This window comes from Corallococcus aberystwythensis (genome assembly GCF_003612165.1).
GTDB lineage: Bacteria > Myxococcota > Myxococcia > Myxococcales > Myxococcaceae > Corallococcus > Corallococcus aberystwythensis.
The window spans coordinates 22,063-29,955 of record NZ_RAWK01000108.1 but is presented as its reverse complement, the minus strand read 5'-3'; the positions used below and the strand labels follow the sequence as shown (position 1 = coordinate 29,955).

Here is a 7,893-nt window from a genome sequence, read left to right as displayed (position 1 = left end):
GGGTGGGAGAGGGGACCGCGGCGGGGATGTTCAGCGCCGGGGCGCCGATGAGGCCCATGACGCCCCCCAGCACGCCCTCCAGACCTCCGCTCTTGAGGATGTAGGCATCCGCGCCGGAGTTCTTCGTCTTCGCGTCCAGCTCCTGCTCCGAGATGTCGGAGTAGAGGACGAGCTTGGCCGTGACGCCCTTCTGCGTGCGGAGGTACTCGACGACGTCGTCGCCGAACATCTCCGGCATGTTCACGTCCATGAGAATGAGCGCGAACGGGCCTTCGGTGAGCTTCTGGTTGAGCGTGGCCAGGTCCTGCGCGCCACTGGCCTCGTAGCCGGCGGCCGTCAGGGCCCGGACGGTGAGTTCCAGAAGCATCGGGCTGTCATCAATGACCAGTACGCGGGACATCGTCCTCCTCAGGGGCTCCCGGCACTCAACCCTACACCTTTGGGTCACGTTGGACCATCGAAACGGAGAGCAGGCGGCCTGTCCGGTCCTGACGATGGACCCTTGACCCCCTTTCTCCCGGTCCTGGATACTTCACTGCCTTGACCCCGAACTCCTCCCCCCTCCAACGCGCCTTGCGCATGGCGCCAGACCGTACGATGGCCGCCCAGGCCCGGCCGGAGCTGGAATTCTTCTGCTTCCGCGTGGGCGAGCTGCGCTTTGGCGTCCCCAGTGAGAACGTGCTCGAGGTGCTGCGCGCCGGGCTGCTCACGCCGCTGCCGCGCACGCCGTCCTTCATCCTGGGCGTCACCGGCCACCGCGGCCAGGTGCTGCCGGTGGTGGACCTCCTGCGCTTCCTCAGCAAGGGCGAGGCGCGCATCGGTCCGCGCACCCGCATCTTCGTGGGCGTCAGCGGCAGCTACGTGTCCGGCGTGGTGGCGGACACCGTGCTCGGCCTTCGCCGCATCCCCGTGTCGGAGATCCTGCCGCCGCCCCTGGGTGGTGATCAGGCCGCGGAGCACCTCCTGGGCGTTGTGCAGGGCTCGGGGCCGGCGGATGGCATCAACCTGCTCAACTTCTCCAAGCTCCTGCAGACGGCCCGTCAGCGCGCGGTGGTGCGATGAGCGGCAATGACCTGCTCGACGAGCCGGCCCCCGGACTGGACGCGGACGCGGAGCGCGCCCTGGGAGAGGTGGACGTCCTCTTCTTCCAGATCGGGGATTCGGAGTACGGCACGGACGCGTCGTCCGTGTTGCGCATCGACCGCGCGCTCCCGGACGACCTGACCGTGCGCGACCTGGGCCTGCCCCACAAGGGGCACCGCGCCATCGTGTTCGATACCCCCGAGGGCGAGGGCCACCTGAAGGTGGACGCCGTCAACGGGGTGCGCACCATCCCGCTCTCCGGGCTGCGCCGCATGCCGGTCGCGGCGGCGGCGGCTTCATATGCGGTGGGCGTCTGCCTGGATGAAGAGGCGGGCCGTCCCGTGTTGCTCATTGATTTGGCGGAAACCTTGAAGACGCAAGGAAGGCACTGACACACATGTCCCTGGAGAGCCCCAACGAAAAGCCCGCGAAGTCCCGCGGCGCGAGGAAGTCCCCGGGCGTGAAGGCCGGCGCGGAGTCCGTCATCGCCAACACGGTGACGGATCCGTTCAAGCCCTTCACCGACACGTTGATGTCGGTGCTGTCCGGCAACCTGAACGCGCGCGTGCCGCAGGACCGCGTCCAGGCGGACCCCACCGGCTTCGGCCACCTGCTCAACCAGGTGCTGGAGCAGTTCTCCTCCGCGGAACACCGCAAGCAGGTGGCGGCGCAGGAGATTGATCAGGCGCTCGACTCGCTCATCATCCTGGTGCGCGAAGGCGACCTGTCGCGCTGGAACACGTCCACCGAAGACCCCCAGCTCGGGCCCCTGCTGGAGGGCTTCGGCAAGGTCATTGAGACGCTGCGCATCTTCGTGCGGGAGATCAACGAGGCCGCCCTGCGGCTGTCGTCCTCCGCCAACCAGGTGCTGGCGGCGTCCACGCAGCACGAGACGTCCTCCACCGAGCAGGCCGCGGCCATCCATGAGACGACCGCGACCATGGAGGAGCTGAAGCACGCCTCCGCGCAGATCGCGGAGAACGCGGGCAGCGTGGCGCGCGTCGCCGAAGAGACGCTGGGCGCGGCCCGCGCGGGCCGTGGCGCCATTGGCGAGTTCATCCAGGCCATGCAGCAGATCCGCAGCGACGGTGTCGCCGTGGCGGACTCCATCTCCAAGCTGTCCAAGCGCGTGGAGCGCATTGGCACGGTGGTGGAGGTCATCGACGAGATCGCGGACCGCTCCGACCTGCTGGCGCTCAACGCGGCGCTGGAAGGCAGCCGCGCGGGCGAGGCGGGCAAGGGCTTCTCCATCGTCGCGGCGGAGATGCGCCGGCTGGCGGAGAACGTCCTGGAGTCCACCAAGGAGATCAAGAACCTGATCACCGAGATCCGCGAGGCCACGCAGGCCGCCGCGGGTGCGGCGGACGCGTCCAAGCACGCCACGGAGTCCGGCGAGAAGCTGGGCGCGGTGGCGGCGCAGGCCGTGGAGGGCATCCTCGCAGGCGTGCAGGAGACGAGCGACGCGGCCCGGGTCATCAACCTGGCGACCCAGCAGCAGCGCACGGCCACCGAGCAGGTGGTGGCGTCCATGGCGGAGATCGAGGACGTGACGCGCCAGACGACGCAGGCGTCGAAGCAGGCCACCGGGGCCGCCGCCGAGCTCACCCAGCTCGCGAGCCGGCTCGCCGAGCTCATCAAGCGGTTCAAGGCCGACTAGCAGTCGTTCTCCTAAGGGGAGAAATGGGTCGATGGGCGCCTTGCGCGCCCTGACGCCCGCGACCCATGGACACCGAGGCCCTCAAGAAATCCCTCCTGAAGAAGTTCCAGGAGGTCACGGCCGACCGACTCCAGAAGATCCAGCTGGGAGTCATCGACCTGGAGAAGGAGACCGCGGAGCAGGCCGCGGAGGACGTCGCGCGCGAACTGCACACGATGAAGGGCGAGGCCCGCATGTTGGGCCTGGCCGCCATCGGGCAGCTCGCGCACGCCGCCGAGGACGTCCTGCGCGCCGAGCGCGAAGGCAAGACGGCCACCGAAACAGCCACGGACGTCATGCTCCGTGCCTGCGACGTGCTGTCGGACCTCATCGAAGATCTGGACGCGGCCCACACCGGCTCGTCCGCCACCGAGGAGATGGTGAAGGCGCTGTCGGACGTGTCCGGCCACCCCGTGCCCGCCCTGGGCCCGGTGCGCAAGCCCGCCGCGCAGCCTCCGCCCAAGCCCGCGGTGCAGGTCCCCGTGGCCGCGCCCGTCGCTCCGCCCGTGGTGGCGCAGGCCCCGGTGGCCGCGCCGCGTGCGCCGGAGCCCGTGGCCGCCGCGCCGCACCCGCCGGCTCCGGCCGCGAAGGAGGAGGAGGCTCCGAGCGCCGCGAAGGCCAACTCCATCGCGGACCGCAGCATCCGCGTGAACGTGGAGGTGCTGGACTCGCTGGGCCTGCTCGCCGGCGACCTGCTGGTGGAGAGCGCGCGCGGCCGGCTTCGCAGCGGGGAGACAGCGCAGCTCTTCGAGCGCTTCAGCCGCCTGGGTGACCGCTTCCTGCGCATCTCCGAGGAGGTGGACGTCCCGGACGCCATCCGCAATGAGCTGGAGCGCGCGGAGGCGGACCTGCACATGCTGCGCGACGACGCGTTCCGCTTCGTGCGCCGCAACGGGGACGGCATCAACACGCTGCACGGCAACCTGGCCCAGCTGGCGGACCACGTGGCCGAGGCGCGCCTGGTGCCGCTGTCCACCGTGTTCGACGCGTTCCCGCGCGCGGTGCGCGACATCGCGAAGACGCAGAACAAGGAAGTGGACCTGGTCATCGAGAACGCCGACATCGGCGTGGACCGGTCCATGCTGGCGGACGTGCGCGACGCGCTGGTGCACCTCTTGCGCAACGCGGTGGACCACGGCCTGGAGTCGGCGGACTTCCGTCATCAGATGGGCAAGCCCGACACGGGCCGCATCCGCATCCGCGTGCGCGTGGACGGCGACATGCTCCACATCGAGGTGGAGGACGACGGCCGGGGCATGGACACCGAGCGGCTCAAGCAGGTGGCCATCAACAAGCGCCTCCTGTCGCCGGTGCAGGCCGCCGCGCTGTCGGAGCGCGAGGCCATCGAGCTCATCTTCCGCCCCGGCTTCTCCACGCGCGAACAGGTCAGCGAGCTGTCTGGCCGCGGCGTCGGCATGGACGTGGTGAAGCGCAAGGTGGAGACGCTGGGCGGCTCCGTCGGCGTGCAGAGCCGTCAGGGCCGGGGCACCACCATCACGCTGCGCCTGCCGCAGTCGCTGGCCCTCATGAAGGTGCTGCTGGTGCGCCTGGGCGACGACGTCTACGGCATGCCCGCCGCGGACGTGGTGGCCGTCATGCGCATCAAGCCGGATGACCGCATGGAGGTGTTTGGCACGCTGGCGGTGCGGCACCGGGGCAAGCCCACGGCGCTCGTGGCGCTGGGGCCGCTGCTGGGCCTCAACGGCGGCAACCGCTTCGACAAGCCTCCCGCGGTGGTGGTGCGCCACGGTGACGACTACGCCGCGCTGGTGGTGGACGGCTTCGTGGACGAGCGCGAGGTGGCGGTGAAGCCTTGCGGTGGCGAGTTCCTCAAGGGCGCGCCGTTCATCGCGGGCACGGCGGCGCTGGAGGATGGGCGCATCGCGGTGCTGCTGCACGTGCCGGACATCATGACGGAGGTGCGCCGCATGGCCCGCCCCGTCACCCAGGCGCCCGCCAGCCGGCGGCTGCGCGTGCTCCTGGTGGACGACTCGCCCATCGCTCGAGCGACGGAAGGCGCGCTCGTCAAGGCGCTGGGCCACTCGGTGGAGGAGGCGCAGGACGGCGAGGAGGCGTACGCGAAGGTGCAGACGAACACGTACGACCTCATCCTTACCGACGTGCAGATGCCGAAGCTGGACGGCTTCTCCCTCACGCGGCGGCTGAAGGGCACGCCCGCCGTGGCACGCATCCCGGTCATCATCCTGTCGTCGCTCGCGTCGCCGGAGGACAAGCGGCGCGGCCTGGATGCGGGCGCGGATGCGTACCTGGTGAAGGGCGAGCTGGGGGTGGAGATCCTGGCGCAGTCCATCGATCGGCTGACCTGAGGAGCCTCTCGTGGGCGGCGGCACGGCGGTGATGGGACTCGCGTTCCGGGTACTCCTGGTGGGGAGGGGCCTGCGCGGACTGGTGCGCGGGCTCTTCGACGGCGAGTCGCTGGTGGCCGTGGGCCCTCCGGAGGCGGACTACGTGGGCGCGGAAGGGGTGGTGCGCAGGCACTTCCCGGACGTGCTCCTGGTGGACCTCATCTCCTCGGAGGCGCTGGGCGCCATCGAGCGCATCATGGCCGTGCGCCCCACGCCCATCCTCGCGCTGCACCCGGGCGTGCTCACCGGACAGCAGGCGTTCCAGGCGCTGGCCCTGGGCGCGCTGGACGTGATGGACCGGCCCATGACCCCGGGGCCGGACTTCTGGCACGCGGTGAACCGCAAGCTGGTGATGCTGGCGCAGGTGAAGGGCGTGCGCTCGCCGCCCTCCTCGTCGCAGTCCAAGCCACTGCCGCAGGAGGGGCCCACCGCGCCGTTCCCCCTGGTGGCGCTGGCCGCCTCGCTGGGCGGACCGAAGGCCGTGGCGCAGCTCTTGCGGATGATTCCGCGCGGCTTCCCCGCGCCCATCGCCTACTGTCAACACATCAGCCATGGCTTCACGGAAGGCCTGGCGCACTGGCTGTCCACGGAGACGGCGCTGCGCGTCGTCGAGGCGACGCACGACGCGTGGATGGAGCCGGGCACGGTGTACATCGCCCCTTCGGGAGGACATCTGCTGGTGAAGCCGGACGGCCGTCTGGAACTGGATACAGGACCTGCCCTGCGGGGCTTCCGCCCCTCGTGTGACATGCTGCTCACTTCGGCCGGGGAGGCCTTCGGCAAGAGGTGCATCGGCGTCATCCTGACGGGCATGGGCCGCGACGGCGCCAGGGGGTTGAAGGAGATTCGCGAGCGGGGTGGGCGCACCATCGCGCAGGACGAGGCCACGTGTGTCGTCTACGGCATGCCGCGGGAAGCGGTGCTCCTGGGCGCGGCGCAGCAGGTGCTGCCGCTGGACGTCATCGCTCCGACGCTGGTGCAGTGGGTGGACGCGTGCTGAACGTGGGCAACAAGGTGCTCCAGCAGCTGTCCGCGCTCCTGCTGGAACGCGCGGGGCTGAAGATCACCCTGGATGGCTACCACAGCCTGCGGCTCGCCCTGTCCACGCGCATGCCCGTGCTGGGCCTGAGCGACCCGGAGAAGTACCTGCAGAAGCTGATGAGCGCGAGCGGCGAGGAGGAGCTGCGCGCGCTCCTGCCGCTGGTGACGGTGGGGCACACGGAGTTCTTCCGCGACGCGAAGCAGTTCCGCGCGCTGGAGCAGAGCGTGCTGCCGGAGCTGCTCGCGCGGGCGCGGCGCGAGATGCGCAAGGTGTCCATCTGGTCCGCGGGCTGCGCCACCGGCGAGGAGCCCTACAGCCTGGCGCTGGTGATGGCGGAGCTGGGGGCGCTCGCGGTGGAGGTGGACCTGTGGGCCACCGACCTGAACCTGGCCGCGGTGGAGGCCGCGCGGCAGGGGCGGTTCACCACGCGGCGCGCGATGGCCATTGGACCGGAGCGGCTGTCGCGCTTCTTCCGGCCCGTGGAGGAGGGCTACGAGGCGTCGCCCATCCTGCGCGAGTACATCCGCTTCGACGGTCAGAACCTGGCCGTGCCGGTGTTCGACAAGGTGGCGCCCGCGTCGCTGGACCTCATCCTCTGCCGCAACGTCATCATCTACTTCGACCTGCCCACCATCCGCGCGTTGATGGACCGCTTCCTCGCGGCGCTGCGCCCGGGCGGGCTGCTCTTCCTGGGGTACTCGGAGAGCTTGTTCAAGGTCTACGACCGCTTCGAGATGGTCGAAGTGGACGGCGCGTTCGTGTACCGGCGCCCCCTGGGGGAGCGCCCCCGCCCGCCGCCGCCCCTGGCACCCATGGCGACGGAGCCGCGCCCGGGCAGCCCGGAGTCCTTCGCCGTGGAGCTGCGCCAGCGGCTGCAGGCCAACGCGGCGACCGCGGCGAAGCTGCGCACGGCGGGCGCTTCCGACGCGCCCGTGCGAAGGCCCACCACGGAGATGCCCGCGGTGGGCGCGCTCACGGGGCGCCGCACCGGGGAGTTCCCCGCCATCAAGCTGGATCCGCCCCGTCCGGCGGAGCCTCCGCGCCGGACCGCGCCGGAGCGGTCCTCCGGTTCCTTCGCGGCCATTCGCGTGGATCCGCCGGCCTCCCGGCCCCCGGCGGAAGCGGCGCCCACGCGTCCCAGCGGCTCGTGGCCGCAGCTGCTGCCCCCCGCGGAGCGCCTCAACATGGCCGTGCGGAAGATGGGGGAGGGGGACTTCCCGGGCGCCATCGAGGGCGTGAAGCGCCTGCTGGTGGACGAGCCCTCCGACCTGGACGCGCTCCTGACGCTGGGCAACCTGTACTCGCTCACCGGCCGCATCAGCGAGGCGCGCGACACGTTCGCCCAGGCGCTCCAGCGCGAACCGCTGTGCGTGGAGGCGCGTGTCTTCGGCGGGGTGGCGGCGATGCAGGCGGGGAGCTTCCCCGAGGCCCGCTCGGAGCTGGCCAAGGCCCTGTTCCTGGAGCCCACGCTGGCCATCGGCCACTACCTGCTGGCCCAGGTGCAGGAGCGCACGCACGACTTCGAGTCGGCCCGGCGCAGCTACCGCAACGCCGTCGCGCAGCTGAAGTATCCGCAGCGCCCGTTGGCGGGGCACTACCCGGAGATGCTCGACTCCGCGGAGGCCATCTCCCGCGCGGCCCGCTATGCGCTGGCCGCGCTGGAGGAGCAGCCGGGCTGAGACGAAGCCCGGCGCACGGCGTCCGCG

At 71.0% G+C, this 7,893-nt stretch carries 7 protein-coding genes; 6 read left to right on the top strand and 1 reads right to left on the bottom strand.

Features of this window, described 5'->3' with window-relative positions; translation table 11 throughout:
• Positions 1–400, bottom strand: a 400-nt coding sequence (locus D7W81_RS19075) for a response regulator (RefSeq protein WP_147445539.1), incomplete at its 3' end; no start/stop codon positions are given.
• 179 nt (positions 401–579) lie between these two features.
• On the opposite strand from D7W81_RS19075, the gene D7W81_RS19070 reads away from it, so the two are divergent.
• The 6 genes from D7W81_RS19070 to D7W81_RS19045 all read left to right on the top strand — a co-directional run bounded on the left by D7W81_RS19070 (position 580) and on the right by D7W81_RS19045 (position 7,866).
• A complete protein-coding gene (locus tag D7W81_RS19070; RefSeq protein WP_120556817.1) occupies positions 580–1,062 on the top strand; it encodes a chemotaxis protein CheW in 483 nt (160 codons plus the stop codon).
• The gene (locus tag D7W81_RS19065; protein ID WP_244227290.1) at positions 1,059–1,475 is read left to right on the top strand and encodes a Frizzy aggregation protein FrzB; all 417 of its coding nucleotides are present in this window, start codon (positions 1,059–1,061) and stop codon (positions 1,473–1,475) included. The genes D7W81_RS19070 and D7W81_RS19065 overlap by 4 nt, the downstream gene beginning before the upstream one ends.
• Before the next feature lie 5 nt (positions 1,476–1,480).
• Entirely contained in the window at positions 1,481–2,740 is a 1,260-nt protein-coding gene (locus D7W81_RS19060) for a methyl-accepting chemotaxis protein (RefSeq protein WP_120556816.1), read from the top strand.
• A gap of 65 nt (positions 2,741–2,805) precedes the next feature.
• On the top strand, positions 2,806–5,106 hold the full coding sequence (locus D7W81_RS19055; RefSeq protein ID WP_120556815.1) for a hybrid sensor histidine kinase/response regulator: 2,301 nt from the start codon (positions 2,806–2,808) through the stop codon (positions 5,104–5,106).
• 31 nt (positions 5,107–5,137) lie between these two features.
• A complete protein-coding gene (locus D7W81_RS19050; RefSeq protein WP_120556823.1) occupies positions 5,138–6,145 on the top strand; it encodes a chemotaxis protein CheB in 1,008 nt (335 codons plus the stop codon).
• Positions 6,139–7,866 (top strand): protein-glutamate O-methyltransferase, encoded by a 1,728-nt coding sequence (locus tag D7W81_RS19045; protein ID WP_120556822.1) that lies wholly within the window; start codon positions 6,139–6,141, stop codon positions 7,864–7,866. Before D7W81_RS19050 ends, D7W81_RS19045 begins: the two co-directional genes overlap by 7 nt.
• Positions 7,867–7,893 lie beyond the last annotated feature (27 nt).